Origin of the sequence: Paraburkholderia largidicola (genome assembly GCF_013426895.1) — a bacterium.
GTDB lineage: Bacteria > Pseudomonadota > Gammaproteobacteria > Burkholderiales > Burkholderiaceae > Paraburkholderia > Paraburkholderia largidicola.
This window is the reverse complement of sequence record NZ_AP023175.1, coordinates 1,194,193-1,220,067: the sequence shown is the minus strand read 5'-3', so window position 1 is coordinate 1,220,067 and position 25,875 is coordinate 1,194,193. Positions and strand designations below refer to the sequence as shown.

At 63.9% G+C, this 25,875-nt stretch carries 23 protein-coding genes; 10 read left to right on the top strand and 13 right to left on the bottom strand.

Annotation, left to right across the window (positions count from 1 at the left end; genetic code table 11):
• Positions 1-245 precede the first annotated feature (245 nt).
• Positions 246-1,526, top strand: a complete 1,281-nt coding sequence (locus PPGU16_RS22040) for an MFS transporter (protein WP_180724924.1) — start codon at positions 246-248, stop codon at positions 1,524-1,526.
• 162 nt (positions 1,527-1,688) lie between these two features.
• Positions 1,689-2,618: a LysR family transcriptional regulator gene (locus PPGU16_RS22035; RefSeq protein WP_180724922.1), complete on the top strand. Its 930-nt coding sequence runs from the start codon at positions 1,689-1,691 to the stop codon at positions 2,616-2,618.
• A 53-nt stretch (positions 2,619-2,671) separates the two neighbouring features.
• Here PPGU16_RS22035 and PPGU16_RS22030 read toward each other — a convergent pair whose 3' ends face one another.
• Positions 2,672-3,454, bottom strand: coding sequence for an SDR family oxidoreductase (locus PPGU16_RS22030; RefSeq protein ID WP_180725176.1), 783 nt, complete (start codon positions 3,452-3,454; stop codon positions 2,672-2,674).
• Between the two features lie 91 nt (positions 3,455-3,545).
• Here PPGU16_RS22030 and PPGU16_RS22025 point away from each other — a divergent pair, with 91 nt between their 5' ends.
• A complete protein-coding gene (locus tag PPGU16_RS22025) occupies positions 3,546-3,920 on the top strand; it encodes a winged helix-turn-helix transcriptional regulator (protein WP_180724920.1) in 375 nt (124 codons plus the stop codon).
• A gap of 14 nt (positions 3,921-3,934) precedes the next feature.
• On the opposite strand, the gene PPGU16_RS22020 is transcribed toward PPGU16_RS22025, so the two are convergent.
• The 8 genes from PPGU16_RS22020 to oxlT form a co-directional block, all read right to left on the bottom strand.
• A complete protein-coding gene (locus PPGU16_RS22020) occupies positions 3,935-4,258 on the bottom strand; it encodes a hypothetical protein (RefSeq protein ID WP_180724918.1) in 324 nt (107 codons plus the stop codon).
• A 100-nt stretch (positions 4,259-4,358) separates the two neighbouring features.
• Positions 4,359-5,363, bottom strand: a complete 1,005-nt coding sequence (locus tag PPGU16_RS22015) for a vWA domain-containing protein (RefSeq protein WP_243460653.1) — start codon at positions 5,361-5,363, stop codon at positions 4,359-4,361.
• Positions 5,360-5,920, bottom strand: a complete 561-nt coding sequence (locus tag PPGU16_RS22010) for a tetratricopeptide repeat protein (protein WP_180724916.1) — start codon at positions 5,918-5,920, stop codon at positions 5,360-5,362. Before PPGU16_RS22010 ends, PPGU16_RS22015 begins: the two co-directional genes overlap by 4 nt.
• A complete protein-coding gene (locus tag PPGU16_RS22005) occupies positions 5,917-6,915 on the bottom strand; it encodes a vWA domain-containing protein (RefSeq protein WP_180724915.1) in 999 nt (332 codons plus the stop codon). The genes PPGU16_RS22010 and PPGU16_RS22005 overlap by 4 nt, the downstream gene beginning before the upstream one ends.
• A complete protein-coding gene (locus PPGU16_RS22000) occupies positions 6,912-7,745 on the bottom strand; it encodes a hypothetical protein (protein ID WP_224028635.1) in 834 nt (277 codons plus the stop codon). Before PPGU16_RS22000 ends, PPGU16_RS22005 begins: the two co-directional genes overlap by 4 nt.
• A 41-nt stretch (positions 7,746-7,786) precedes the next feature.
• Positions 7,787-8,653 (bottom strand): DUF58 domain-containing protein, encoded by an 867-nt coding sequence (locus PPGU16_RS21995; protein WP_180724911.1) that lies wholly within the window; start codon positions 8,651-8,653, stop codon positions 7,787-7,789.
• Positions 8,650-9,669, bottom strand: a complete 1,020-nt coding sequence (locus PPGU16_RS21990) for an AAA family ATPase (protein WP_180724909.1) — start codon at positions 9,667-9,669, stop codon at positions 8,650-8,652. Before PPGU16_RS21990 ends, PPGU16_RS21995 begins: the two co-directional genes overlap by 4 nt.
• Before the next feature lie 331 nt (positions 9,670-10,000).
• On the bottom strand, positions 10,001-11,350 hold the full coding sequence (oxlT, locus tag PPGU16_RS21985; RefSeq protein ID WP_180724907.1) for an oxalate/formate MFS antiporter: 1,350 nt from the start codon (positions 11,348-11,350) through the stop codon (positions 10,001-10,003).
• Positions 11,351-12,243: 893 nt separating this feature from the next.
• Here oxlT and PPGU16_RS21980 point away from each other — a divergent pair.
• The 6 genes from PPGU16_RS21980 (at position 12,244) to ltaE (ending at position 19,375) form a co-directional block, all read left to right on the top strand.
• Positions 12,244-13,602 (top strand): MFS transporter, encoded by a 1,359-nt coding sequence (locus tag PPGU16_RS21980; protein WP_180724906.1) that lies wholly within the window; start codon positions 12,244-12,246, stop codon positions 13,600-13,602.
• Between the two features lie 389 nt (positions 13,603-13,991).
• Positions 13,992-14,312 (top strand): hypothetical protein, encoded by a 321-nt coding sequence (locus PPGU16_RS21975; RefSeq protein WP_180724904.1) that lies wholly within the window; start codon positions 13,992-13,994, stop codon positions 14,310-14,312.
• 27 nt (positions 14,313-14,339) lie between these two features.
• Entirely contained in the window at positions 14,340-14,507 is a 168-nt protein-coding gene (locus tag PPGU16_RS21970) for a hypothetical protein (RefSeq protein ID WP_180722663.1), read from the top strand.
• 221 nt (positions 14,508-14,728) lie between these two features.
• Positions 14,729-15,535: a substrate-binding periplasmic protein gene (locus tag PPGU16_RS21965; protein ID WP_180724902.1), complete on the top strand. Its 807-nt coding sequence runs from the start codon at positions 14,729-14,731 to the stop codon at positions 15,533-15,535.
• Positions 15,532-18,279, top strand: a complete 2,748-nt coding sequence (locus tag PPGU16_RS21960; RefSeq protein WP_180724900.1) for a bifunctional diguanylate cyclase/phosphodiesterase — start codon at positions 15,532-15,534, stop codon at positions 18,277-18,279. The genes PPGU16_RS21965 and PPGU16_RS21960 overlap by 4 nt, the downstream gene beginning before the upstream one ends.
• A 91-nt stretch (positions 18,280-18,370) precedes the next feature.
• Positions 18,371-19,375 (top strand): low-specificity L-threonine aldolase, encoded by a 1,005-nt coding sequence (gene ltaE / locus PPGU16_RS21955; RefSeq protein ID WP_180725175.1) that lies wholly within the window; start codon positions 18,371-18,373, stop codon positions 19,373-19,375.
• Positions 19,376-19,445: 70 nt separating this feature from the next.
• Here the strand turns inward: ltaE and PPGU16_RS21950 are convergent, their stop codons facing one another.
• Positions 19,446-20,828: an MFS transporter gene (locus PPGU16_RS21950; RefSeq protein WP_180725174.1), complete on the bottom strand. Its 1,383-nt coding sequence runs from the start codon at positions 20,826-20,828 to the stop codon at positions 19,446-19,448.
• A 286-nt stretch (positions 20,829-21,114) separates the two neighbouring features.
• Positions 21,115-21,342 (bottom strand): hypothetical protein, encoded by a 228-nt coding sequence (locus PPGU16_RS21945; protein ID WP_042307667.1) that lies wholly within the window; start codon positions 21,340-21,342, stop codon positions 21,115-21,117.
• A 380-nt stretch (positions 21,343-21,722) separates the two neighbouring features.
• Here PPGU16_RS21945 and PPGU16_RS21940 point away from each other — a divergent pair, with 380 nt between their 5' ends.
• Positions 21,723-24,176 carry a glycogen/starch/alpha-glucan phosphorylase gene (locus PPGU16_RS21940; RefSeq protein WP_180724898.1) on the top strand — a complete coding sequence of 818 codons (2,454 nt, stop codon included), beginning with the start codon at positions 21,723-21,725 and terminating at the stop codon, positions 24,174-24,176.
• A gap of 88 nt (positions 24,177-24,264) precedes the next feature.
• Here the strand turns inward: PPGU16_RS21940 and PPGU16_RS21935 are convergent, their stop codons facing one another.
• Complete coding sequence (locus PPGU16_RS21935; protein WP_180724896.1) at positions 24,265-25,332, bottom strand: hypothetical protein; 1,068 nt, start codon at positions 25,330-25,332, stop codon at positions 24,265-24,267.
• A 191-nt stretch (positions 25,333-25,523) separates the two neighbouring features.
• Complete coding sequence (locus tag PPGU16_RS21930) at positions 25,524-25,862, bottom strand: hypothetical protein (protein ID WP_180724894.1); 339 nt, start codon at positions 25,860-25,862, stop codon at positions 25,524-25,526.
• Positions 25,863-25,875: the final 13 nt, after the last annotated feature.

Here is a 25,875-nt window from a genome sequence, read left to right as displayed (position 1 = left end):
CGGAGTAGCCCTGGGGTGCGCCAAAAGCGCGGTGTCGGCGCCTTTGTTTTCAGCCCAAATCCTTGTCCGGCGCGCCTCGCGGGGCGTGTCGCAGACATTGTTTGCATTTCGCGAATGACGTATTCGGTCGTCGTCGCATTCTTTCGCCATAGCACCTGGATCATCCTTCTCTCATCGGCGCTGTGTACGCCGTGGGCTGCTTGCACTGCGTGCGGTCGCCGTCGAATCTGCTACAGGAGACAAGGATGAGATCGAACCAGTGGGACGTGTCCTACGAATGGAAAGCGGTGACGCTGCTTGCGCTCGGATTCGGGCTGGTGGGCCTCGACCGATGGCTGATCGCGCCGCTCTTTCCGTCCATCATGAAGGACCTGCATCTGACGGCCCAGGACGTCGGCAACTGTATCGGCATCCTCGGTCTTTCATGGGGTATCTTCGCGGCGCTGATGGGCGGCATTTCCGACCGGTTCGGACGCCGCAAGGTCCTGATTCCCGCGATCATCGTGTTCTCGTTGTTGTCGGGATTCTCGGGTGTGGCGGGCGGACTGGCGAGTCTGATGGCCGTGCGGGCCCTGATGGGCGTCGCCGAAGGCTCGTTCTGCCCGACGAGTTTCGCCGCGACCGCCGACGCCTCGCATCCGAAACGCCGTGGCTTCAATCTTGGACTCCAGCAAAGCGGATTCGCGCTGTTCGGACTGGCGCTCTCGCCGATCATCGCCACGCAGTTGCTGAACGTGATGTCGTGGCGCTGGGTGTTCGCGTTGGTCTCCATTCCCGGGCTGATCCTCGGCTTGCTGATGTTCCGCGTGATTCGCGAGCCCAAGACCACGCCCGTATCGACGGTGTCCGAGTCGTCGACGTCGGCGGTGGCGCAAGCCGGACGCGGCAACTGGCGCGACGTGCTGAAGAGCGGGAACATCCGTGTCGCGATGGTCGCGCTGTTCTGCGCGATGACGGGCGTCTTCGTGCTGGGGGCGATGTTGCCTCTCTATCTCACCGAGTACCTGGCGCTCGACACACAGCGCATGGGCATCGTGGTCTCGGCGATCGGCTTCGGTGGATTCGTCGGCCAGTTCGGCTTGCCGGGGCTTTCTGATCTGGTGGGTCGGCGCTTTGCGAGCGTCGTCGGTTTCGCGGGGACGGCGGTGATGCTGTACGTGTTTCGCGGACTCGGCGCGCAGCCGGTCGCCTTGTTCGCGGTGCTGTTCGTGGTGGCGTTTTTCACGCTGGGTCTCGTTTCGCTGCTCTCCGGCCCGGTCGCGACGGAGGCGGCGCCTGTCGGCATGGTCTCGACGGCAATCGGGATCGTGGTTGGCGCGGGCGAGATCTTCGGCGGCGGGGTGGCGCCTGCGCTTGCTGGCTTCGTCGCGACTCGCTTTGGCATTCAGAATATCCTGTGGCTGCCGATCTGCGCAGTGGTGCTCGGCGTCGGCGTGAGCTTGCTGCTCAAGGAGACGGCGCCTGCTAAATTGCGCCGGAGCAATGCATCGACGGGTGAATTTCCCGCGGCCGAACAATTCGAATAACGCCGCCGATACTGGCGTCTATGCGCACGGCGTGCTGCTTCGAGAAGAAACGGCACGCCGTGCGCGCTTTCATGCGTACCCGGGCCGACGGTCACGCATGCCACTGTCACCGGCGTCAGCGCGTATAAACTGACGTGCTGTACACGATGACAGGGAAGCGGCATGGATCGTTTTCTGAGTATCGAGGCTTTCGTGCGGGTTGCCGAAACGAGCAGCTTCGCCGAGGCAGCACGACAACTCGGCGTGACGAGTTCGGTCGTGACGAACCGCATCCAGCAACTGGAGCGCTTCGTCAACGCGCCGTTGTTCCACCGCAGCACGCGGCATGTGCGCCTCTCCGAAGTCGGCGAGGCGTTCTATCGTGAATGTGCGGAGGTGGTGGGACGCGTCAATGACCTCACCGACCAGATGCGCGAATTGCGCGCTACGCCTACCGGGCGGCTGCGTATCCAGATGCTGCCTGGTTTCGCGCTGGGTCATTTCGGCGCGGTGTTAGGGGAATTCAATCGACGCTATCCCGGCATCCAGCTCGACATCATCGTGAACGACCGGGTCGTCGATCCCATCGAAGAAGGCTTCGATGTCGCATTCCAGATCTTTCCGGCCATCTCGGAGTCGTTGATCGAGCGGCGGCTCTTTACCGTGAGGCGGCTCTTTTGCGCGGCGCCGTCGTACCTCGAAAAGCACGGTACGCCGCAGCACCCTCGCGAGTTGCTGCAGCACACGACGGCGCTCTATTCGGGCTACCCGTCGCGCAATCACTGGACGATGACGCGCGGCGACGAGGTCTTCGAAATGGAACTGCCCGGCATGATCCGTTCGAACTCCGTGCATCTGTTGCGCGACTATGCGCTGACGGGCGGCGGTGTCGTGTGTTTGCCCACGCTGGTGGCGAGCGCGCCGCTGCTCGACGGCTCGCTGGTGCCCGTTCTGGCCGACTATGCGCTATCGCCTTTGAACTTCGCGGCCGTGTACCCGGCCACGCAGCGCCAGGCGCTCAAGGTGAAGGCGCTGGTCGAGTTTCTGGCGGATTGGCTCGGCACGGAGCCCGGATGGGACGTGCCGTTGATCGAGCGGGGGTGGGTGCGCTAGCGCAATGTATGTCTCAAGACGGTTTGCTTCAGGTGCCTGGAGAGGCTGCGCGCCTACACCGTCGGCACCGTTCCCCCATCGATCACATACTCGGTTCCGCTGATCGCCGACGCAAGCGGCGAAGCCAGAAACGCGATCAGATCCGCGACTTCCGCAGGCTTCGCCGGACGACCGAGCGGAATACCGCCGAGCGACTTCATGATGATCGACTTGCCGCCTTCATAGTCGGTGCCTGCTTCCGCGGCGAGACGTTCCGCGAATGCGACGGCCGCTTCTGTTTCGACCCAGCCAGGCGACACGCGTACGACGCGGATGCCTTTGGGCGTCACTTCCTTCGACAGCGATTTGCTATACGCCGATAGCGCAGCCTTCGCGGCCGCATAAGCCGTTGTCGATTCGGGCAACGGCAGACGGTTCTGAATCGACGTCACATGAATCACGACGCCTGTTCCCTGCGCAATCATGGCCGGCAACAGCGCACGATCGAGCCGCACTGCGGGAAAGAGATTGAGGTCGAGTTCCTTCTGCCATTCGTCGTCGCCTAGCGCGGCAAAGCCTCCGGCGGGCGCGGATGAACCGCCGAGCACGTGCACGATCGCATCGAGACCGCCAAGTTTTTCCTGAACCGCACGCGCGACGCTTGCGCAACCTTCTTCGTTGCTCAGATCCGCGGCCACGAAGTGTCGTGCGTCGATATCTGGAGCGTGCGTGCGCGCCGTGGTCAACACCGTTGCGCCCAGTTCGACGAAGCGCTCGACGACCGCTTTGCCGATCCCTTTGGTGCCTGCCGTGACGAGCGTTCGCATGCCTGCGAGATTCAATGCGTTCAATGCCATATCCGATATGAAGTCGTGAATTGCGATACATTCATTCTCGCTATCCACAACCTGTTCCACAAGAACGCACGAAAAAGTAAGTGACTTACCTATGAGGAAGGTTTATACGGCCGCAACGGCCGCCGCCGATGTCGAAGCCGTTTTTCGTTTGCTCGAAGGACGCTGGAAACTCGTGATTCTTTTTCATCTCTTTGGCGGCCAGGTGCAGCGCTTCTCGGACCTCGAAAAGCTGATCCCCGGTATTTCGCAAAAGATGCTCGCTCAACAGTTGCGGCAACTGGAGGCGGACGGCATCGTCGAGCGAAAGCAATATCCACAGGTGCCGCCCAAGGTCGAGTACCGGATGACCGAGTGGGGACAGGCACTGTGTCCCGCGCTCGATTCGTTGCTCAAATGGTCCGAAGAAAAGAACATGAATAAAGAGGACGCGATTCAAAAGAACATGAATCGCGTCGGAGAATCGTGAGGGAAGCTTAAGGGTTATTTGTTGCTGCCCGCGCCTGTGCCATACAGACCGTTGTCGAAACCGCCTGCGCCTTCAGGCTTGTGGCCAGGCTTGCCTTTTGACGCGCTGCGTTGCGCAGGCTTGGCTTCGGCTGCTTGCGGCGTGTTTGATTCGTGCATCTGCGCCGGCGGCGGATCGGCCTTCGTCCCCATTGGCGCGCTGCGGTTTTCCTGCGAGCCCGAGCCGCTTGGCGCAGGGATCTGCGCGTCGGCTAATGCGGATAGCGACATCGCTGCGCAGAATAGGCCCGTTGACGAAAGCAGGCGGCGAGAGACGGATGAAATAAGAGTCGAGTGCATGGCCGGTTGTCCTTACGAAGTGATGACAAAGGAGCAGTCGGCGTGCCTGGCGTGTTTCTTTAAGCGCGTGCCGGGTAATCGTACGCGCGGCGCGATGAAGTCACTGCAACGATTCAGCGGTAGCGGACGTACTGTGTGAAGCACTGCGTGCGCGAGTCGTGGTGATTGATGTGCTGGCGAGTTTGTCCGCTTGTGCGATCCGTCGTGCCGGCAGAAAACGCCATACGAGCAACACCAGCGCGAGCAGCGCGGGCGCCCAGCGGATATCGGTCGCAACGGGTATCGGGTGCGCGTAACGTGCATCCATCAGCGGCGCGCGCAGTGAAGTCGGGCCGACGAGCCGCCTGTAGCCGAAGCCGAGATGGCCGGCCAGAGCTTCCAGATACGTCTCTCTGAGTTGCGACAGTTCTTCGTGACTCTCGGCGACTGCGGGTGCACCGGGCTCGGGCCGCACCTGCCTCACTTCATCCGCTTGCCAGAAACCGGTGCGCACACCGTCGGCGTTGGTCTTCGGGATCGGCGCCGGCTGATCGCCGCCGACACCGATCAGCCAGCCATGCACGAGCCCTTGCGGAATGTCGCGCACCGTCGTTTCGTTCGGCGCGACGGGCGGCGCTTCCTGGCCGTCGGTGATGAATACGACGTCGGTGTTGTGACCCAGATCGGTGGCCGCGCGGACAGCCGAATAGATGCCGCCTTGCGCGATCACGCTGCTGTTGACCCAGCGCATTTTCCCGCTGATCTGATCGAGCGACGAAAGCAGCGCATCGTAGTTGCTGCACACCTCGACGGGTGCGACCAGTAGCAGCGAGCGCTGATTCGTGAACACACTCCAGCCGATTTCCGACCCGCATGGCAGATGCTGCAACACGTCGCTCATGGCGGCCTTCGCCAAGTCGATCCGGCTCACGGGCTTGCCGCCGATTGCAACGTCCTCGACGTCCATGCTTTGCGTGATATCGAACGTGACGACATAGCGGAACACGGGGCGTTTGAATTCGATGGGCGGCATCAGGATGGCCGCCGCGAGCAGCAGCGCCGCAAGCGGAAGCTGCCACCAGCGTCCGCGAACATAGCGCATCCATGGCCGCGCGTCGCGCTTCACGGCAGTTCCTCCGGCGCCGCGCCGCGCACGTTGATGTTGTGCTGCTCTTTCACATCGTTGATGTCGTCGGCGGTGTCTTGCGCTTCGGGTGCGAGGCGCAGCGCGCGCTCGAGGTTGTAGCGCGCATCCCAGTTGCCGGGTTCGAGCCGCAACAGGTCCCGATAGCGCGCCTTCGCGGTTTCGAGCATCGGCGGCGAGCGCACGGGGCCTTGTGCGCTATCGCCCGCAGCTTCGCGCAGATACATGTTGGCGAGATCGTAGAGCGCGAGCCGGCCCGTTTCGCTCGAAGGCGCGAGCCGCGACAGGTCGTAGTAGAGCTTGCCCGCCTCCGCATGCTGCCCGGCGCGCGCGAGCGCGACGGCTTGCGCGAGCCGCACGGCAGGTGCGTTGCTGTTCGTCGCGGACGGGCTCCATTGTTCGCGTTTTTGCGTGTCGATTGCGGCGATCTCGGCGTTCGCCTGCACGACATGCTGAAGACGCACCGCATAGTAACCGGCGACGCCGATACAGCACAGCGTCGCTGCGCCGAACATCAGATGGATGGGCAGCCGCTTCATCGCAGGCTCCGCTTTTGCATGAACCACACGCCGATCAGCAGCGCGCAGCAGATGAGCGCCGTCGCGTAACACCAGGCGCTGCGATCCTGTCTCGGCAGACGCTCGATGAACGACACAGGCGCGTTTTCATTGCGCGCGATATCGCTCATCGCGCGCGCAACCTGTTGCGGACTGTCGGCCTGATAGAGACGATAGGGCGTCGGCAGCGACAGGAAGAAGCGGTGCAGTTCGGCTTCGGGCGAATGGTCTGTATCGGCGGGGCGCACGTGCAGATCAGGACTGTAAATGCCGCTGCGCAGATAGACGAAGTAGAACGCGACGCCGTTACGCGACAGCCCCGCGCGGATGTGCTCGCGCGCCACGTCGTCGAGTCGCGCGCCGCCGTCCGAGACCAGCACGATCGCGCGGCTGCTCATGCGCGCGCGGCCATCGAACAGTTCGACGGCATACTGGATGCCGCGGTCGAGCAAGGTGTCCGGCGTGCCGCGTCCGATGCCCGTCGCGGCAATCGCGGCGTCGATCACGGTGCGGTCGCGCGTGAAGGGCACGGCCAGCATCGGATGCGTGCCGAACAGCATGAACGCGAAGCGATCGTTCACGCGCTGCGCGACGAACGCGGTGATTGCATCGCGCGCCATCTGGTTTTTGGTTTCGCCGGCCGTGGGCGCATCGGCGACATTCATCGAGCCGCTGCTGATCGGCTGGTTCATACTGCCGCTGCCGTCCATCAGAATCAGGATCTCCGCGCCCGTTCCCGTGATGCGCGTCTGCTCGCCGGACCAGCCCGGCCCCGCAAGCCCGACGATTACCGCCGCGAGCGCGACCATCGCGGCGGCGCGCCAGATGAACGCGACGACGCGGCCCGCGCGGTCGCGCGGCAGCCATGCGACCCACGAATACGGCAGCGTATCGATGCTCCGACGCAGCAGCGGCAACGCGGCGAGCGGCAGCAGAACGAGTGCCCACGGATAGAGGAAGTCGGGCGGCGTGCTCATCGGTGATGGCGCTTTTCCGCGCGATACAGCGCGCGATACAACTCGCGCAATGAAAACGGCGAGGCCACTGGCAACGGACTGAAAAACCGGTTCGACGAACGCTGGAAGAACTGTTCGAGCTGCGGCTGAAGTTCGCGCAGATGAGGCGCTTTCTCGGTCAGGTCGGGCACCGATCCGGCCAGCACGACGCGTCCCGCCGCTTCGTCGAGCGCGCGATGCAGACCGCGCCACGCATCGGGATTGGCGTCGAGCGCGGCGTCGTCCTGCCGGCCGAAGCGCGACCACGCCTTCGCGAACGGAAGCTGATGCGCATCGCGCTGGTTACGCCATAGCCACCAGCCGAGCCACGCGATCATCACCGCCACGGCGAGCACGATCCACACGGTCAGCGCGCGCCGCAGCGGCGCTGTCGATTCGGGCGCGAGCAGCCGGTCGGGCTGAAGCCCCGCGAGGCGTCCGGCATCGGCGAGACCCAAGGGCGCGAGCGGACCGATCGACAGCGGGCTGGCCGCAACATCGAGTGTCTTGCCCGACGCGAGCCGCAATTGCAGCGGCGGCGTCGACGTCACGGCCGGCGCGCGCGGCGAGTTCATCACCTGATAGTCGAGCACGAGCCAGCGGCGGCCGTCGGCATCCGTGCTGATGGACGGCGGCCGGCGTTCGAGCCATGCGTTGACGCGGCCCGTCGATGGCATCGCGGATAGCTCGGCGGCGCGATCGTCCGGGCCGAGCAGCACCTGTTGCGTCACGATGTCGCCGAGCACATGACCGAAGGCGCGCGGTTGCTGCACGATCGCCTGTTCTGCATTCGCGACAGTGCTCGCGGTCATCAAGGCGCATGCGAGCGCTGTCGCACAGGTGCCGGTGCGCATCATGCCGTCATCTCGAGAAAGTAGCGGCTGAGCGCTTCGGGCTCGAACGTGCCTTGATTGAAGAACGGACGGATGCCGTGTCGCGCGAACAGCGCGTTGATCTGCGCGCGACGTTCCGTGACGGCGCTGCGCCAGCGCTCGCGGACGGAATCGCGCATCCACATCGAACGCATTTCGCCCGATTCGATATCGACGAGCGACATCCAGCCGTTGTGCGACGGCGGCTCGACTTCCGCGCGATCCCACAGCACGACGGGCACGATCCACGCGTGAGTCAGCGTGTCGAGCAGTCCCGGCAGCGCGGCGAGCGGCCAATGAAAATCAGACACGAGAAAGACGAGACAGGCGCGGCCAGCAAGGCGCGTGGCGATATCGCGCAGGCCGCGCTCACGCGACGGCGCGCGCGTTTGCCGCGGCGTGCAGTCGCGCAACAGCTCTGCCATCAGCGGGCCCATGCCGCGCGCGTGTCGCGTGGGCACGAACAGATCCTCGCGCGCTTCGTCGTCGAAGGCCAGCATGCCGACCGGGTCGCCGATGCGAAACGCGCTATGCCCGAGCGCTTCGACGAAGGCCGCGGCCACATCCAGCTTCGTGTTCGCGGCGCCGAAGCGCATCGACGCGGATACATCGACGACGGCATGCACGGGCACGGCCACGCGCTGCCGGTGCACGCGCACGAGCCATTCGCGCTGCACGCTGCGAATGCTTGCGCGTACATCGATCCGGCGCGGATCGGGATGATTGAACAGCCGCGTGTGCGCGGCGAACTCCTGGCCGATGCCGACGCTCGACCCGCGATGCCCGCCGGGCCGCGCCCCCGACACCCGCACGGGCAGCCGGTACTGGAACTCCGCAAACGTGTTCACGGCGCCGCGATCCTCGAAACGATCTGCGTCATCAGCGCATCGGAGAGTTCCTGGCGGCGCAACTCGTAGATGGGTGTGAAGTACACGCGATGCCCGAGCGTCGGCAGCAGCACGCGGTGGATGTCCTCGGGCATCAGGTACGTGCGCCCGTCGAGCCACGCGACCACACGCGCGGCGCGCAGCAGCGCGCTCATGCCGCGCGGGCTCGCGCCGGCGAGAATCAGGCGCTGCATGTCCACGTCGTCGAGCGTGATGTCGAATTGCAGCGGGTTTTCGGTGGCGCGCCAGATGTCGAGCGCGTAGCGTTCGATCGCTTCGCTCGCGTGGATCGTCCGTTGAATGCTCGCGCCGATCGCGTTCAGTCGTTGCCACGGCAGCACGTCGGTCGTCACGCGCGCGAGCAGCGCTTCCGTGTCGTGAAAGTCGGGATCGAAGACGAGCGCGCGCCGTGCGGTCGCGTCGTCCGGCGTCGACATATTCAATTCGAACATGAAACGATCGCGTGCCGCTGCCGCGAGTTCGAACGTTTCTTCCTTCTCGACCTTGTTGCGGTCGGCGAACACGGTCATATAAGGAAAGCGGTATTCGCGATCGAAGGCGAACACCGAGCGCTCGGCCATCGCGCGCAACAGCAGCGATTGCACCTGCGGCCGCGCGCGGTTGATCTCGTTGAAAAAGAAGGTGGCGAGCCGTTCGCCGTGTTTGATGAGCGGCCCGGGCTCGATGCGCGGCTTGCCCTCGGCATCGACATACGTGTGATAGACGAGATCGCCCGGCATCAGGTCGATCGTGCCTTCGACACGCTCGAAATCCCCGCCGATCGCCCGTGCGAACGCGCGCAGGACCGTCGTCTTGCCGACGCCGACACCGCCTTCGAGCAGCACGTGGCCGCGCGCGAACAGCGCGACGTTGATCAGCCGGATGGTCTCGGGCTGCCCGATGACGGCGTTTTCCACCTGATGCTCGATATCGAGCGCGAGCGTGCGCCAGTCTTCGAGTAGCTCTTCGCGGTCCATCGGATTCGCCTCTGCAGTCGGCCAGTGTCGGAAGGGCGACACGTACGCCCGCGGAGTCGACGGATGGCGGCGGCGAAGCGTTGCTGGAGCGGCGTGCGTATCGGCGACTGCGTAGCGCGCACGGTTCGTGCCAGATTGGTGCAGGGTTGGGCGAGCGGCGCGGGAAGTGGACAGCTGGCGGCGGGATGAGGGCAGTCTGTCACGCCCGCTGCTACAGAGTGCGCCAGGAATGGCGTGCGAGAGCGGTAAGTTCAAACGCTTCCGGAACGACGGATGCCCGTCGCGCGCTGGCAGACGGGCATCCTGACAACCTCAGGACACGTGCTGCCGATCAGCCTCCTTCAGCCGAAATACGCGCCGAGTCGCTGATGCGGGTCGACGAACCGTATGGCGTGTCCAGCGCCGCTTCCGAATGCTGGAGCGTATAAGCGCGGCGCATCGGCTTGAGCACGAAGAGCGCCAGAAACGCTGCGACGGCGGCCATGCCCGACGCGAGCATGAACACGGCGTGCCAGCTGCCCGTCGCCGCCGTGACGATGCTCGTGAACGGCACCAGCAGCGCTGCCGTGCCTTTCGCGGTGTACAGCAGGCCGGCGTTGGTGGCCGCGAACTTCGGTCCGAACGTGTCGCCGCAGGTGGCGGGGAACAGGCTGTAGATTTCGCCCCATGCGAAGAACACGATGCCCGTCAGCACGACGAACGCCACCGGGCTCTGGCCGAACTTCGACAGCGCGAGAATGCCGACTGCCTCGATCGCGAACGCGATGAACATCGTGTTTTCGCGACCGATGCGATCCGAGATCCAGCCGAAGAACGGACGCGTCAGGCCGTTGAGCACACGGTCGATCGTCAGTGCAAAGGTCAGCGCGGGCAAGGTCAGGCCGAGCAGCGAAACGGGCGAGTCGTGCAAGCCGAAGTCCTTTGCGATCGGACCGAGCTGCGCCGTCGCCATCAGGCCGCCGGCCGCCATCATCACGAACATCAGGTACATGACCCAGAAGACGGGCGCGGAAATCACTTCGCGCGGCGTCGCGTTGTGCACGAGGCGCCTGGCACTGGACAGCGCGCTCTTCGCGGACGCCAGCACGCTGGCGGACGGCGCGAGCAGGAACATGCCCAGCAGGAACACGACGATGCCCTGGCCGAGGCCGAACCACAGGAAGGTCGCCTCGTAACCGCTGCTCTTGATCATGTTGGCGATCGGCACGACGGTCGCCGCGGAACCCGCGCCGAAGCCGGCTGCCGTGATCCCGGCGGCGAGCCCGCGGCGAGTCGGAAACCACTTCAGCGCATTGCCGACGCACGTGCCGTAGACAGCGCCTGCGCCGATCCCGCCGATAGCGGCCGCGAGGTACAGCAGCGGCAGCGACGATGCCATCGAGTTGATCACCCAGGCGACGGCGCACAGCAGGCCGCCGCCGACCACCACAGGCTTGGGCCCGTACTTGTCGACGAGGTAGCCTTCAATCGGCACGAGCCATGTTTCCGTCACGACGAAGATTGTGAACGCAACCTGAATGGCCGCGCGGCCCCAGTGATACTTCTCGTCGATCGGGTTGACGAACAGGGTCCAGCCGTACTGCATGTTGGCGATCATCGCCATGCAGACCACGCCGAATACGAGCTGCACCCACGGTGATGCGTACCACGACGACGGGCCTTCCTGATGCTCTGTCTTCATCGCTGTCTCCTTTGACGACGGGAGTCGGCGCCTGGGCGCCGCTCACGTCGCGTGCACGATAGTTGCGAAACTTGCCTGTTGAGTTTTGCGGGGGCCTGAGCGGCTCTTCCGATCATCGGCGCTAAAAATGCGACGCTGATAGATTCCATACGATATGTGATATATCAAGTAAGTCAAGTGAAAGAGAGAGGGGGTTTTCACCGAGGTGTATGGACTGATGAAAGGAATTTGTATGTAGCCTGCGATTAAGCGAATACACCAAAAAAAAGCCCACCGGCTAGCACGGGTGGGCTGAGGACATGTGCGAGACAGGCGTGTTCGCGACATGCCCTGCTGTTATATATGAAAGTAAAAAGTAAGGAAAGTTTTTTGTTTGTAAGTAATAGGCGGGGTGGAACGTGTCGATTTGGAGTCGAAAACGGTCAACGACCGAGCTCCACCCTCGAAGGTTCGGCTTGCGGCGAGATCTTCTGCCGTGGCATGTGAAGGTGATTTTTCGGTCCATTTTGGTGACGTGAAAACATATTTGATAAGTCATCCGAATCTGTTGTCGTTTCGGTTTTTGCCTTGTTTTCCAGCCTGAAATGTCACAGATCGTGTTTAAGGCGAACGCGAAGTCAATCGAAGCTCCTGCATGGCCGTAACGTGTCGGACATGCCGCATCTGCCATCCGGATACTGATCCATCAGTAATAACCCTTCATTGACGCTCGCCGATGCAAAACGCTAAAGTGTTCGCAATCTGAAAGATTGTGCGATATACGAACAACGTCGCGTGGCGTCTTCGTCATGTCGCGCAGCGTGTTCGTCATGAGCATGGGTATCGCGCCTCGTTTCTGAGGCAATATGGAATCAAAGGCGCAACACTGCGTCGTGCGTAGCAGGAGACAGGCGATGAACCGCACTTCCGTCGTGAACGTCCAGACGTTCATCAACGAGCAGCCATTCGGCCGCTTTCAATGGCTCGTGTTTTTCATGTGCTTCGTGATCGTCCTGCTGGACGGTTTCGACACGGCGGCGATCGGCTTCATCGCGCCATCATTGCTGACCGAGTGGGGCCTGTCGCGGCCCGATCTGGCGCCCGTGCTGAGCGCCGCGCTGTTCGGCCTCGCGTGCGGCGCGCTCGTCTCGGGCCCGCTGTCCGACCGGCTCGGACGCCGCTCGCTGCTGCTCACATCCGTCTTCCTGTTCGGCATTGCGTGTCTCGCGTCGGCGTTTTCGTCGAGCATCGGGCAATTGACCGTGCTGCGCTTCATCACGGGCGTCGGCCTCGGCGCCGCGATGCCCAACGCCGTCACGATGATGGGCGAGTTCTGCCCGGACCGCCGGCGCGCGACGGTGATCAACCTGATGTTCTGCGGCTTTCCGCTGGGTGCGGCATTCGGCGGCTTTCTCGCCGCGTGGATGATCCCGCATTTCGGCTGGCGCAGCGTGCTGATGCTCGGCGGCATCACGCCGTTGCTGCTCGGCGTCGTGCTGCTGATCAAGATGCCCGAGTCGGTGCGCTTCATGGTGGCGAGCAGTCAGCCCGTCGAACGGATTCGGGCGACGCTCGCGCGCATCTCGTCGCAGGCCATGAACGCCGGTTCGTTCGTGATGACGGAAACGGCGCCGCAAACGGGCAGTAAGGGCCTCGGCGTCGTGCTGTCGCGCTCGTATATCGTCGGCTCGGTGATGCTGTGGCTCACGTATTTCATGGGCCTCGTGATCTTCTATGCGTCGATCAACTGGATGCCGATTCTGCTGAAAGACGCGGGCCTCACGCCGAAGAGCGCGACGCTGATCTCGGCGCTGTTCCCGCTCGGCGGCGTCGGCGCGGTGCTGGCGGGCGTGCTGATGGATCGCTTCAACGCGAATCGCGTGATCGCCGTGTGCTACGCGCTGACGGCCGTCACCGTGTACTGCATCGGGCAGGCGGCGGGCAATGTCGGCGCGCTCGTGGCGATCGTGTTCATCGCCGGCGTGCTGATGAACACCGCGCAATCGTCGATGCCCGCGCTCGCGGCTGCGTTCTATCCGACGGAAGGGCGCGGCACGGGTGTCGCGTGGATGCTCGGCGTTGGGCGCTTTGGCGGCATTGCCGGCTCGTTCCTCGTCGCTGAACTGACGCGCCGGCATTTCACGTTTTCCGGTGTGTTCGCGACGATCGCGATTGCCGGTCTGGTTGCGTGCGTCGCACTGCTGATCAAGCAGATGGCGAGGCCGCAGGTCAGCGAAGTGGCGGGCGCGAAGCTGGAGTCGCTGGGCCACTGATCACGCGGAATTCCTTCTTTCAAAGCGGTATCGGGATTCGTTTCGCGCCCACGATCATCGAGATCGTGGGCGCGTCGCTTTTGAGTTTTTGCATTCGAATTGTCAAATGCCTCGTCAACCGATAACCCCGTTCTCGCACGACTAAAGTTTCGTGACTCATTGCCGTAAGCATGTTCGAGCGACATGCCGTTTTTGCGCGTGATGGCTAGCGCCACGCATCGCCAGACGGATCCTGCGAGACAAGAGTCATGTACAACTATCTGAGAGCCGCCGGGACGCCACGGTCCTGGCTTATTTCGTTTCTGTTCGCGGCCGCGTGTGGGGGCGCATCGGCGTTCGCCAATCTATCGGGTGCGATATCGCCCGGCATGCCCAGTCAGCCGGCCTGGATGTTCGATCTGCACGTCGGCTCGGCCGTGTTCGGCGCGTTGCTGATCGCGCGCTTCGTCGCGAGTGCGCTTTCAGCGCTGTTTCGTCTGCCCGGCAATACGGTCTACGCGACAGGCAATCTGGCGAACGGCTCGGCGATCCGTTATCGCGTCGATGTCAACGCGAGCTTCTTTTCTCTCGCCCGATTCATGCAAGTGCTTGGCTTCGTGCTGTGCCTGATGCTGCAAGGCGTGACCGTGTCGTCGGGCGCGTCCGAGGGCGGCCCAACGAAGCTGGCGCCTCGCCCTGCACATAGTCACTCAGGCGTGCTGTCGACCTAGGCGCCACATTCACCGCGTGACCTGAACATGATGTCGATCAAAAAGCACTTGCCGATGCGCTTCGCAAACCCGAATGGCACGCGCGAAGAGTTGAAACGTTCGTATGTCACGCTCCATACCGTCGAGACTGGCCGTCATTGCACGATCAACGACAATGCAGCAGCACTGTCCGCAGTCGACGTGAAGTGCCAATGACCGGGTGCGTACGCCGTTAGCGAAATGAAATTTGCAGGCAGACGAATCTGCGTTGTCGAGCCGTTCAGTTATCCTCGCAAGCGCGAGGCAAAACACCAGACAAACCCCAGGTCAAGTCAGCTGTCTTTTTGCCGTTAACCCGAATGGTCCGTTTTCGCGTAGGCTCGCCATCGTCCAGCGAGCGTCCATCCAGTCACCACTGAACAACGGGGAGCATCAGCGTGATTCACCGCGGACTCATAGGCTTGCTAGTCGTGCTCGCGACACTGGGCGCCACCAGCACGCCTGCACTGGCGGGCGGCCCCGATTGCACGCGGCCATTCACACTCGCGCTGCACGACCATGGCCTGCTGTATTCGCAGGACACCAACGCGGGCATCGACAAGGATTTCGCCGACGAACTGACCCGCCGCAGCGGCTGCGACATTCGTGTGAGCCTGATGTCGCGGGCGCGCATCTGGAAGCTGATCGAGTCCGGCGCGCTCGACTTCAGCCTGTCCGGCATCACCAACGACGAGCGCGACGGCTACGCGCAATTCGCGTGGTACTTCAGCGACAAGTTCTATCTGCTCGTGCGCAAGGACGCCGGCATCCGGCAGTTGTCCGATTTCGAACACAACGACCAGTTTCAACTCGGCGTCATAAGAAGCTTCCGGTATAGTCAGTCGGCCAACGAACTGGTCGATACGCTCGCCGCAGCCAATCGCGTCAGTCAGGCAGGCGGCCTGGAGCCGCTCTACCAGGCGCTGATGCGCGGCACCATTCAGGGGATGATCATCGAGCCGTTCGACTATCCGGCGCTGGATGAGAAGCGCATCCGCGACATCACCACCATCATCGAATTCAACGACGCCTCCGTGCCGCACGGTCTCATCATGTCGAAGCGGGCGCTGTCGCCGCAGGAGCGGGAGAAATGGCGCGCCCTCGTCGAGGAGATGCGCACGGACGGCACGGTGCGCCGCATTTTCAGGAAGTACTTCAAACCTGAACTCGCGGACTCGATGGTCGACGTCACGCTACCGCGATGAACCGCGCGCGCCTCGTCCTGTTGCCGCTGCTGATTCTCCTGACCGGGTTGAGCATCACCTGGTCAGTGTGGGATCACGAGCGCCAGGCCGCGCGGCGCGAGTTGCTTTCCGAGTTCAATTTCGCACTGGGCGACGCCGTCAGCCGCATCGAGCAGCGCATGGCCACCTACGAGCAGATGCTGCGCGGCGTGCAGGGCATGTTCGCGGCGCGCGGCGCGCTCGATCTCGACGCGTTTCACGGCTACCTCGGCGCGATCAACGCGGACGCGAACTTCGCGGGCGTCCAGGCGATCGGCGTCGTGCAATGGGTGCCCGCAGACCGGCGGGACGCACACATGGCCGACATGCGTATTCGCACGGGCCGCCGCTACGCGATCGATCCGCCCGGCGAGCGCAACGGCTACGCGCCGTTGATCGCGCGCGAGCCGATCAACGGCGCAGGCAATGCGCTGCTCGGCTTCGACTCGTGGGCAAGTCCCGTGCGCCGGTTGGCGATGGAAAAATCGCGCGATTCCGGCCTTGCCGTCGTATCGGGCAAGGTGCAACTGGCGTCGGATGCGGGGGCGCCGCCCGTCGCCGGCTTCGTGATGTATCTGCCCATCTACGCGCGTGGCGAGCCGCAGGACAACGTCGAGGACCGCCGCGCGCATCTGCTCGGCTGGGTGTACGCGGCGTTCCGCATGCGCGACGTGCTGGCGACCCTCTACGGCGAGCAGCCGCCCGGCCTCTATCTGTCGATCTTCGACGGCACGCAGCCGTCGTCCGAAGCGCTGCTGTACCGCTCGTCGGAGCCGAAGAATCGCGAGGTGATCTCCGCGAACGAATACCTGGTGGTGGGCGGACACGACTGGACGCTGTCGATGACGGCACAGCCCGACTTCAAGGCGCGCTTCGGCCGCAACGCGAAGCTGCTGATCGCCTTCACGGGCGCGGGCCTGAGCTTGCTGCTCGCGCTGCTCGCATGGAGCCTCGCGAGCGGGCGCAGCCGCGCGATGCGGCTCGCGTCGAAGATGACGGCCGAAGTGCGCGAGAGCGAGGCCGAACTGCGCATCGCCGCCGTTGCGTTCGATTCGCTCGAAGGCATGATGGTGACAGACGCCGACGGCACGATCCTGCGCGTCAACTCGGCGTTCACCAAATGCACCGGCTACACGGCCGAAGACGTGATCGGCAGGAACCCGCGCATCCTCAGCTCGGGCCGTCACGATGCCGCGTTCTTTCGCGATATGTGGGAGACGATCCGGCGCGTGGGCGGCTGGCAGGGCGAAATCTGGGACCGCCGCAAGAACGGCGAGATCTATCCGAAGTGGCTGACCATCACGGCCGTGAAGGCGGACGACGGGCGCGTCACGCACTATGTCGGCACGCACTACGACATTACCGAGCGCAAGCTCGCGGAAGAGCAGATCAAGGAACTGGCGTTCTTCGACGCGCTCACGCATCTGCCGAACCGCACGCTGCTGCGCGACCGGCTCAGGCAGGTGATCGCGTTGAGCGCGCAGAACCATACGCACGGCGCGCTGCTGTTCGTCGATCTCGACAACTTCAAGACGCTCAACGACACGCTCGGTCACGACAAGGGCGATCTGCTCCTGAGCCAGGTCGCGCGACGCCTGCTCGCGAGCGTGCGCGAGGGCGACACGGTGGCGCGCATGGGCGGCGACGAGTTCGTGGTCGTGCTGGGCGACCTGAGCCGTATCCGCGAAGAAGCGGCCAGCGAGACCGAGGGCGCCGCCGAAAAAGTGCTGGCCGCGCTGTCGAGCCCTTACTACCTCGAAGGCACGGATTTCCGCACGACCGCGAGCATCGGCGCGACGCTGTTCACGGGCCACGAGACGTCGATCGACGAGTTGCTGAAGCAGTCGGATCTGGCGATGTACAAGTCGAAGGAAAGCGGGCGCAACGCGATCTGCTTCTTCGATCCGGCGATGCAGACGGTGGTGATGGAGCGCGCAGCGCTGGAAGCGGCGCTGCGCCGCGCGATCGATGAAGACCAGTTGCTCGTGCATTACCAGGCGCAGGTGTTCAACGGCAACCGCGTGACGGGCGCCGAGGCGCTGGTGCGATGGCAGCATCCCGAGCATGGCCTCGTGCCGCCTGCCGAATTCATTCCGCTGGCCGAAGAGACGGGACTGATTCTCTCCGTTGGCGACAAGGTGCTCGATACGGCCTGCCGGCAGCTCGCGCAGTGGGCACAGCGCGCCGACCGGGCGCATCTGTCGATCGCCGTCAACGTGAGCGCGCAGCAGCTACGCGAGGAAAATTTCGTCGCCACCGTGCTCGACGCGCTCGCGCGCACGGGCGCCGAACCGAGCCGTCTGAAGCTCGAACTGACGGAGAGCGTGCTGGTCGACAATGTCGAGGACATCATCGGCAAGATGATGTTGCTGCGCACGAAAGGCGTCGTGTTTTCGCTCGATGATTTCGGCGTCGGGTATTCGTCGCTGTCGTATCTGAAGCGGCTGCCGCTGGGGCAACTGAAGATCGACAGGTCGTTCGTGCGCGACGTGCTCGACGATCCGAACGATGCCGTGATCGCGCGCGCGATCGTTACGCTCGCACAGAGTCTCGGTCTGGGCGTGATCGCGGAAGGCGTGGAGACGGAAGCGCAGTGGCAGTTCCTGGCCGACGCGGGGTGTCAGGCGTATCAGGGCTATCTGTTCTGCCGGCCGTTGCCGATCGAGGACTTCGAGGTGTTCGCGGATACCTTCGATTCGAAGGAGTGGGCGCTGGAGACGCCTTGAGACGGAGTTGTTAAACTTGCGGATTCAATCGCGCGCTTCACGCGTCGTGCCGTTGTACGTGGGGCGCCCCGTCATCCTCAAGGAAAAGCACATGATCGATTTGCGCAGCGATACCGTGACCCGTCCGACCAAGAACATGCTCGCGGCAATGACAGCCGCCGAAGTCGGCGACGACGTCTGGGGCGACGATCCGACGGTCCTGCGGCTGCAAGCCACCGTCGCCGAGCGCGCGGGCAAGGAGGCCGGGCTGTTCTTCCCGAGCGGCACGCAGAGCAATCTCGCCGCGCTGATGGCACACTGCGCGCGCGGCGACGAGTACATCGTCGGCCAGGCGGCGCACACGTACAAATACGAAGGCGGCGGCGCGGCCGTGCTGGGCAGCATCCAGCCGCAGCCCATCGAGAATGCGCTCGACGGCTCGATTCCCCTCGACAAGATCGCCGCCGCGATCAAACCCATCGACAATCACTTCGCGCGCACGCGCCTGCTTGCGCTGGAAAACACGATCGGCGGCAAGGTGCTGCTGGCGGGCTATGTCGCCGAGGCCACGCAGCTGGCGCGCGATCGCGGGCTGTCGACACACCTCGACGGCGCGCGTGTATGCAATGCGGCCGTCGCGTCGAAGCAGCCTGTCGAAGCGTTGTGTGCGCCTTTCGATACAGTTTCGATCTGCTTTTCGAAAGGGCTCGGCGCGCCTGTGGGATCGGTGCTGGTGGGTAGCAAGGCGCTAGTCGACGTTGCGCACCGCTGGCGCAAGGTGCTCGGCGGCGGCATGCGCCAGGCGGGCGTGCTGGCGGCTGCGTGTCTGTATGCGCTCGATCACAACGTCGAACGGCTTGCTGAAGATCACGACAATGCCGCGCATCTCGCGGCGGGACTTGCGCAGATCGATCAGGTAAAGGTGCAGTCGCAGGCCACCAATATGGTGTTCGCGCAGTTCCCGCAAGAGCATTGCGCGCCGCTTGAGACGTGGCTCAAGGAGCGGGGTATCCTGACGCAGATGTTGTACGCGTCGCGGTTCGTTACGCACATGGATGTGTCGCGTGCGGATATCGATACGTTTGTGACGGCGGTGAAGGAGTATTTTGCGCGGTAAGTGAGGGGCCGCACTTCACGCTTCTCGCGTGAAGTGCGGTGGCGGCGAGCGCAATACTCGCCCTTGCTAGCTACTGCTCTTCTGCCGCAACCGTCGTAACCGTCACGCTTGCCTGCCCCCGATGCGACGGCGCAAACAGCCGCAACCCGCTGGCAATACTCGCGGCCCCCGCGAACACCGCGCCCGTCGCCAGCGAAAGCGTCGGGCCATGACGTCCGGCAATGCTGAAGCTCAACGCAACCAGCGCTGCGCCCGTCGTTTGCCCGATCAGCCGCGACGTCGCGATGATCCCACTCGCGCCGCCACTACGATTGGGCGGCGCGCTCGCCATCAGCGCCTTCAGATTCGGTGACTGGAAAAATCCGAAGCCTGCGCCGCAGATCGCCATACGGATCGAGATGTCGATCACGCTCGGATGCGGCGGCAGCATCGCGAGCGCCGCCATGCCGGCGCACAGAATCGCAAGGCCGATTGCGCCGAGTAGTCCAGGCGGATAGCGATCCGACAACCGTCCCGCGAACGGCGCCGCCAGCGCGACGATCACAGGCCAAGGCGTCATCAGGAAACCCGTTTCGACCTGGCTGCGATGCAAGACGTCCTCGAAATAGAACGGCAGCGACACGAACGCGAGCCCTTGCGCAGCGAACGAGCACACGGCCGTTACCGCCGACAACGCGAACACCGGCAGCTTGAACAGATCGACGGGCAGCATCGGTGCGGGGTGACCGGACTCGCGGCGCATCAGCAGCGCGCCGAATACGATCGCGACAGCCGCGGCACCGAGCACGACGGCAGCCGACGCGCGCTGCGCCGCTTCGCCGAGCGCGAACACCAGCGCGGCGAACGTGATCACGTTGAGCAACGCCGCAACCCGGTCGAAGTGATGCGTGCCGCGCGGCGTGCGCGGCAGTCCCGGCAACGCGAACGACAGCGCCAGCACGCCGAGCGGCACATTGACGGCAAACAGCCACGGCCAGCTTGCCACCGACAGGATCAGCGACGCCACCGTCGGCCCCACGGCAAACGACACGCCCACCACCAACGCATTCAGCCCGACGCCCGCGCCCAGCCGATGTGGCGGATACAGGTGCTTGATGAGCGCGGTGTTCACGCTCATGATCGCCGCCGCGCCGAGGCCCTGCACGACGCGCGCGCCAGCCAGCCATGGCAGCGTCGGTGATAGCGCGCAGGCCAGCGAGGCCGCCGTGAACACGATGATCCCGCTGATGTAAATGCGCCGATGCCCGACGATATCGCCGAGTGCCGCGAGCGGTAGCAGCGTCGCGACCATCGCCAGCTGATAGGCGTTGATGATCCATACCGACGCGGCGGGCCGCGCGTGCAGATCCGCGGCCATTGCGGGCAGCGCAGTGTTGGCGATGGCGGTATCGAGTGAGGCGAGGGCGACCGACAGCATGATCGCCGCCATCGCGAAACGGTGACCGGCGGACATCGGCACGTCGGCGACGCGGGCCGGATTGGGTGTGTTCTCGGACAAGGACAGGCTCTGCAGAGGACTGAGCGGGGCGCATATCGGCATCGGCCACATCATGGGGCGACGCGCGTGCTCGAAGCGAATGAAGCGATTGTTACAGAGCGGCGCGGATCGTGCTGGGAGCCGCCCAAAAATGGGCCTTCTGAAAGCTGCCTGGAAGCTCAGCCCCCCACGCCGTCGTCGCAACTAACTGTCGACACCCGAGCGCGCCAACAGGACAAAATGCGCCGACGGCGACACGACGTCAGTTACACGACGCCAGCAGAATCGACAGCTTGCGGATATGCGCCTTGAATGCGTCGGTCATTTCTCGGTCGTGACCGGCGCTCAGATGCGGAGCCTCGGCCAGTTCGACCTGATCCTGGAACTCGTCGGACACTTTGCGCCGTTCGCCGGGCGGAAGCGCGCGGATCAGCGACACAATGAGCAGTTCCTGCGCATGGATGATACCGAGCACGGATTGTGCGTTCATTTCGACCTCCGTCGGAGCACGACGACGCTAGCGGCTTTTACAGCAGGACCCGGCGGGACGCGGCACGGCGATACTGTCTCCGATCCGCCTTGTTACTCATCCATACTAGTGCAAGGAACAGAGCCGTCTGCACCGGCATCGTGCTAGTCGCAAGGACTTCAGCGTTAAGCCAGGCAAAATCCAACCCGGCAGTCACGGAACTGCGCGGCGGTAGGTGTTGTCTGCTTGGATTAGCGGGTTTTCGATAACGCAATGGCCGCAGACGCGGGATTACGCAAAATGTCCTACTCTGCTTATTTATCCACCAGACCGGCTCGCGCCGCCCGCACCCGATACGCAAGCCATTCAGCGCGCGCCGCGTCGTTCTACCGGAGGCTTCGATGACAGCGGTGGATCTGGAATTCGACCAGCTCAACAGTACCGTCGATGCGCTGCGGCGCTCGATTTCCAACCGCATGATGTACGGCGTCGGCAAGGACGCTGTGACGGCGCGTCCGCAGGACTGGCTGCACGCCGCGGCGCTCGCCGTGCGCGACCGGCTCGTCGCGCGCTGGATGAAGACCACGCGCCTGCAGTACGAGCAGGATGTGAAGCGCGTGTATTACCTGTCGATGGAATTCCTGATCGGGCGCACGTTCACCAACGCGCTGCTCGCGCTCGGCATCTACGATCAGATGAAGGAGGCGCTGTCGGGCCTCGGCGTCGATATGGAAGCGCTCACCGATCTCGAGCCCGATGCCGCGCTCGGCAACGGCGGCCTCGGGCGCCTTGCCGCATGTTTTCTGGATTCGATGGCGACGCTCGGCATTCCGGGCTTCGGCTACGGCATCCGCTATGAGTACGGGATGTTCAGGCAGCAGATCGTCGACGGCGAGCAACTCGAAACGCCCGACTACTGGCTGCGTGCCGGCAACCCATGGGAATTTCCGCGTCCTGAAGTGCAATACATCGTGCATTTCGGCGGGCGCACGGTACAGCGTGACGGTCATGTCGAATGGATCGAAACGCAGCACGTGAACGCGATGGCGTACGACACCGTGATTCCCGGCTTCGCGACGAGCGCGACGAATACGCTGCGTCTGTGGTCCGCGCGCGCGACGGAAGAACTCGACCTGTCTGCGTTCAATAAGGGCGACTATCGTCGTGCCGTCGATGCGAAGAACATGTCGGAGAATGTCTCGCGTCTGCTGTATCCCGACGATTCGACGCCTGCCGGCCGCGAACTGCGTCTGCGCCAGGAGTACTTCTTCGTGTCGGCGACGATGCAGGACCTGATCCGCCGCTATCAGCGCACGCACAGCACGTTCGGCCGCTTTGCGGAGAAGGTCGCGGTGCACCTGAACGACACGCACCCGGTGCTCGCGATTCCCGAGCTGATGCGTCTACTCGTCGATGTGCATCATGTGCCGTGGGCGAAAGCGTGGAAAGACATCCAGCAGATGTTCTCGTACACGAACCACACGCTGATGCCCGAGGCGCTCGAGACATGGGACGTCGAAACGCTCGCGCGCCTGTTGCCGCGCCACCTCGAAATCATCTTCGAGATCAACGCCGAGTTTCTGAAGCACGTCAGCGAGCATTCGGGCCATGACGTCGACATGATCCGGCGCATTTCGCTCGTCGACGAGTATGGACAGCGCCGCGTGCGCATGGCGCATCTGGCGATCGTCGCGAGCCAGAAGGTCAACGGCGTGTCGAAGCTGCACTCGCAACTGATGACGCGCGACATCTTCTCGGACTTCGCAAAGATCTGGCCCGAGCGCTTCACTAATGTCACGAACGGCGTGACGCCAAGGCGCTGGCTTGCGCAGTCGAGCACATCGATGTCGCATCTGATCGACGAGCAGATCGGCACGCACTGGCGGCGCGATCTGTTCGAGCTTGGCAAGCTACGCGATCTGCGCGACGACCCGTCGTTCATCCACGCGTTTCATGAAGCGAAGCGGCAGAACAAGCTGCGTCTGATCCAGCGCCTGCAGCAGCACACGAAGATGACGTTCGATCCCGATGCGCTGTTCGATCTGCAGGTCAAGCGCATTCATGAATACAAGCGGCAATTGCTGAACGTGCTGCATGTGATCGTGCGCTACAACCAGATTCGTGCGAACCCGGAGCGTGAGTGGGTGCCGCGCGTCGTGATGTTCGCGGGCAAGGCGGCGTCCGCGTACCGGATGGCGAAGACGATCATCAAGCTGATCGGCGACGTCAGCAAGGCGGTGAATGAAGATCCCATCATCGGCGACAAACTGAAGGTCGTGTTCGTGCCGAACTACGGCGTGAGCGTGGCCGAGCTGATCATTCCTGCCGCCGATCTGTCGGAGCAGATTTCGATGGCGGGCACGGAAGCGTCGGGCACGGGCAACATGAAGCTCGCGCTGAACGGCGCGCTGACCATCGGCACGATGGACGGCGCGAACATCGAGATCTGCGATGCAGTGGGGCGCGAGAACATTTTCATCTTCGGGCACACGGCGGATCAGGTCGATGAGTTGCGCGCGACGGGGTATCGTCCGCGCGAAATCTACGAGCACAATCCGGAACTGAAGGTCGCGCTCGACCAGATTCGCACGGGCTTCTTCTCGCCGGACGATCCACTGCGCTTCTCTGACATCTTCCATACGCTGGTCGATTGGGGCGATCACTACATGGTGCTCGCCGATTTCGCGGCGTTCGCGAAGGCGCAGGACGAAGTCGACAAGCGCTATCTCGACCGGCGCAGTTGGACCAAGAGCGCGATCGAGAATGTCGCGGGCATGGGGCAGTTTTCGTCGGACCGCACCATCGCCGAGTACGCACGCGATATCTGGAAGGTGAAGCCGCTCGAACTCGAATGACGCGACGTGATGTGTGCATGATAAAAAGCCGCCGCGCGATTGAGCATCGCGCGGCGGCTTTCTGTTTGCAGTCTGAGTGGAACTTGCGTCAGTTGCCCATGCGCTCGATGTTGCGCGGCGCGCGCAGTCCGAGCTGGCCATGCGCGAAGTCGAAGTACAAGTCGATGTTCTGCAGCGCCATCAGCCCGATCACGATGCGGTTCCCGCCGCGCGCGGCCTTCGCGATGATGGTTTGCGCGTCGTTGAAGCGGTGTGCCCAGTCGCCTACGCCCAGCACCACGTCGTAGTTGCCTTGCGCGAACGGCTTGTGTTCGTCGACGTCGTCGGCCCAGTCGGGTGCCTTGTCGGTTTCGACTCGGATCATGTCGGTGCCGCCCGTCGAAAACACCACGGGCGCGCAGAAGCGCATCTTGCTGCCGACCTGCACGCAGCCGACCGGCCATTGCGCGGAGCCGTCCTTGCCCATCGTGAGCGGGACGAGCGTGAAGTCTTTCGTCAGCGCATTCGATGGACTCAACACGAGCAACGGACGATCGAGATTGGCGCGCACCAGATAGCGCTGGCCGATGTTCGCAGGCAGCGCGCGCAGCGGCTGCGTGCAGCAGGCATCGCGCGGATCGTCGGCGCCGATACCGAGAATGCCCGAGAACGCCCAGCCGAACTCGCCCGTGTATCCATCCTGCGCAACGCAGCGCTTGTTGATCTTCAGACAGCTGACTTCGTCGACGGCTTGCACGGCGAGATCGACGGGCTTCGTGCCGGCGATGCTGAACGGCACGGTGACGGTTGCGCCGGAAACCTGCGCGTCCGTGGCGAACGTGTACGAGGTCCGCGTGCCCGCAACGGGATAGCTCGAACGCGGCAAGACCTTCGACAGCACGCGCACGCCCGTCGTGCCCGTATCGAGCATCAGATAGACAGCCTTGCCGTCCATCTGCACGGGCAAGCCGATCGACGCGCGGCCGCGCGTGTCGCTGCGTTCCGCGGACAGCAGCACGAGCAGGCCGTCGCGTCCTTCGTTGATGAGGCTTGCTTTCGTCGCGGGCGGGACGGGCGTGGAAATCGGCGTTGAACAGGCCGAGAGCGAGGCCGCGAGCGCGAGCACGATCGACGCGCCCGCAAAGCCGGCGAGGCGCCGGAAGAAATGGACAGACATCGCACACACCTTGCAGAAGTGCGTGACCTCCGATGCCAGCCGTGCGAGCCGTTCAGGCGTCGGCGGGTGCAGTCGATCCGGCCCGACGGTGTGCGCGGGCCTGGCGCGAGGACACGCGAGATGACAGGAGCGCCGACTCTACGCGCGCGAGCATCGCGACCTGCAAAAATGTGTGAAGGTGTGGCCTTGCTTCAGTGCTGCGGCACGACCTGATGCGCGAGCGCGATCGAGCGCACGCGGCCAATCGTCGCGCGGCGCAGCACGCCCGCGAGTGCGCCGACCACATCGCCGACACTGCGCGCCATCACATCGACGCGAAACGTGATGGCGTCGTTGCGTTTGTCGACCGTCATCACGAACAGACGCGAGCCTTCGCCGAGCGCCGCGAGCAGCGCGCGGCGGCCCGCTGCCGACGAAGTGCCGGGCACGGTCACGTCGAGCGTCACGAGCGACAGGGCGGGTTGTGTGGAGCGGTCGATGGCGGGCGCGCGGCGCGGCAGCGTGCGCGATGAAGCGAAAGCGGTATGCATCGTCGATGCGCCG

Coding starts and splice junctions, on each gene's coding strand:
- PPGU16_RS22040 (WP_180724924.1), top strand. CDS start 246: ATGAGATCGAACCAGTGGGACGTGTCCTACGAATGGAAAGCGGTGACG.
- PPGU16_RS22035 (WP_180724922.1), top strand. CDS start 1,689: ATGGATCGTTTTCTGAGTATCGAGGCTTTCGTGCGGGTTGCCGAAACG.
- PPGU16_RS22030 (WP_180725176.1), bottom strand. CDS start 3,454: ATGGCATTGAACGCATTGAATCTCGCAGGCATGCGAACGCTCGTCACG.
- PPGU16_RS22025 (WP_180724920.1), top strand. CDS start 3,546: ATGAGGAAGGTTTATACGGCCGCAACGGCCGCCGCCGATGTCGAAGCC.
- PPGU16_RS22020 (WP_180724918.1), bottom strand. CDS start 4,258: ATGCACTCGACTCTTATTTCATCCGTCTCTCGCCGCCTGCTTTCGTCA.
- PPGU16_RS22010 (WP_180724916.1), bottom strand. CDS start 5,920: ATGAAGCGGCTGCCCATCCATCTGATGTTCGGCGCAGCGACGCTGTGC.
- PPGU16_RS22005 (WP_180724915.1), bottom strand. CDS start 6,915: ATGAGCACGCCGCCCGACTTCCTCTATCCGTGGGCACTCGTTCTGCTG.
- PPGU16_RS22000 (WP_224028635.1), bottom strand. CDS start 7,745: ATGACCGCGAGCACTGTCGCGAATGCAGAACAGGCGATCGTGCAGCAA.
- PPGU16_RS21990 (WP_180724909.1), bottom strand. CDS start 9,669: ATGGACCGCGAAGAGCTACTCGAAGACTGGCGCACGCTCGCGCTCGAT.
- oxlT (WP_180724907.1), bottom strand. CDS start 11,350: ATGAAGACAGAGCATCAGGAAGGCCCGTCGTCGTGGTACGCATCACCG.
- PPGU16_RS21980 (WP_180724906.1), top strand. CDS start 12,244: ATGAACCGCACTTCCGTCGTGAACGTCCAGACGTTCATCAACGAGCAG.
- PPGU16_RS21975 (WP_180724904.1), top strand. CDS start 13,992: ATGTTCGATCTGCACGTCGGCTCGGCCGTGTTCGGCGCGTTGCTGATC.
- PPGU16_RS21970 (WP_180722663.1), top strand. CDS start 14,340: ATGATGTCGATCAAAAAGCACTTGCCGATGCGCTTCGCAAACCCGAAT.
- PPGU16_RS21960 (WP_180724900.1), top strand. CDS start 15,532: ATGAACCGCGCGCGCCTCGTCCTGTTGCCGCTGCTGATTCTCCTGACC.
- ltaE (WP_180725175.1), top strand. CDS start 18,371: ATGATCGATTTGCGCAGCGATACCGTGACCCGTCCGACCAAGAACATG.
- PPGU16_RS21950 (WP_180725174.1), bottom strand. CDS start 20,828: ATGTCCGCCGGTCACCGTTTCGCGATGGCGGCGATCATGCTGTCGGTC.
- PPGU16_RS21945 (WP_042307667.1), bottom strand. CDS start 21,342: ATGAACGCACAATCCGTGCTCGGTATCATCCATGCGCAGGAACTGCTC.
- PPGU16_RS21940 (WP_180724898.1), top strand. CDS start 21,723: ATGACAGCGGTGGATCTGGAATTCGACCAGCTCAACAGTACCGTCGAT.
- PPGU16_RS21935 (WP_180724896.1), bottom strand. CDS start 25,332: ATGTCTGTCCATTTCTTCCGGCGCCTCGCCGGCTTTGCGGGCGCGTCG.
- PPGU16_RS21930 (WP_180724894.1), bottom strand. CDS start 25,862: ATGCATACCGCTTTCGCTTCATCGCGCACGCTGCCGCGCCGCGCGCCC.